We start from the raw sequence: 1,365 nt of genomic DNA on the forward strand, positions 1-1,365 counted from the left end.
CTGCAGCATCCGCTTCTCGTTGTTGACGATGATCTCGGGCGCACCCAGATCGATCAGTCGCTTGAGGCGGTTGTTGCGGTTGATCACGCGGCGGTACAGGTCGTTCAGGTCGGAGGTGGCGAAGCGGCCACCGTCGAGCTGAACCATCGGGCGCAGTTCCGGCGGGATCACCGGAACGGCGTCGAGCACCATGCCCATCGGCGAGTTGCCGTTGGTCTGGAACGCCGCGACGACCTTGAGCCGCTTGAGCGCACGCAGCTTCTTCTGGCCCTTGCCGCTGCGGATGGTCTCCCGCAGGTTCTCGGCCTCGGCGTCGATGTCGAAGTTCTCCATCAGCTTCTGGATGGACTCCGCACCCATGGCGCCGGTGAAGTACTCGCCGTAGCGGTCGATCAGCTCGCGGTAGAGCACCTCGTCGACGATGAGCTGCTTCGGGGCCAGCTTGGTGAAGGTGGTCCAGATCTCGTCGAGCCGGTCCAGCTCACGCTGGGCCCGGTCGCGCAGCTGACGCATCTCGCGCTCGCCGCCGTCCTTGACCTTGCGACGCACGTCGGACTTGGCGCCCTCGGCCTCGAGCTCGGCCAGGTCGGCCTCGAGCTTCTGGGCGCGGGCCTCCAGGTCGGCGTCGCGCTGATCGGCGACGGCCTTCTTCTCGACCTCCATCTCGGCTTCGAGGGTGCTGAGCTCGTTGTGGCGCAGCTCCTCGTCGACCCCGACGATGACGTAGGCGGCGAAGTAGATGATCTTTTCCAGATCCTTCGGCGCCAGGTCGAGCAGGTACCCGAGGCGCGAGGGCACGCCCTTGAAGTACCAGATGTGGGTGACCGGGGCGGCCAGCTCGATGTGGCCCATCCGCTCACGGCGCACCTTGGCACGGGTCACCTCGACGCCACAGCGCTCACAGATGATGCCCTTGAAGCGCACGCGCTTGTACTTGCCGCAGTAGCACTCCCAGTCCCGGGTGGGACCGAAGATCTTCTCGCAGAACAAGCCGTCCTTCTCTGGCTTGAGCGTGCGGTAGTTGATGGTCTCCGGCTTCTTCACCTCGCCGAAGGACCACTGGCGAATGTCGTCGGCGGTGGCCAGGCCGATCCGGAGTTCATCGAAGAAGTTGACGTCTAGCACGTAACTTCCTTTCCCCTGTAAGGGTCGAATTCGAGCAAAAAGTTCACTAGTTGGTGGAACGCGGGGTGCGAATGTCGTTGGAAACAAACGACATTCGCACTTACCGCCTAGTTCGCCAGGTCGTCGACGGTGGCGGCTTCGTTCCTGGACAGGTTGATGCCCAGGTTCGCCGCCGCGCGCTCGAGGTCCTCGTCGTCGCCGTCCCGCATCTCGATCGCGGCGCCGTCCGAAGACAGCACC

General features: G+C 64.2%; 1 pseudogene. It reads right to left on the reverse strand.

The window, feature by feature from the left end:
- Nucleotides 1–1,125: pseudogene (locus tag NBRGI_RS22300) on the reverse strand (DNA-directed RNA polymerase subunit beta'); the annotation flags it as partial.
- Between the last annotated feature and the right edge of the window lie 240 nt (nt 1,126–1,365).

The sequence above is a fragment of the Nocardia brasiliensis IFM 10847 genome, from assembly GCF_000710915.1.
Taxonomy (GTDB): domain Bacteria; phylum Actinomycetota; class Actinomycetes; order Mycobacteriales; family Mycobacteriaceae; genus Nocardia; species Nocardia brasiliensis_A.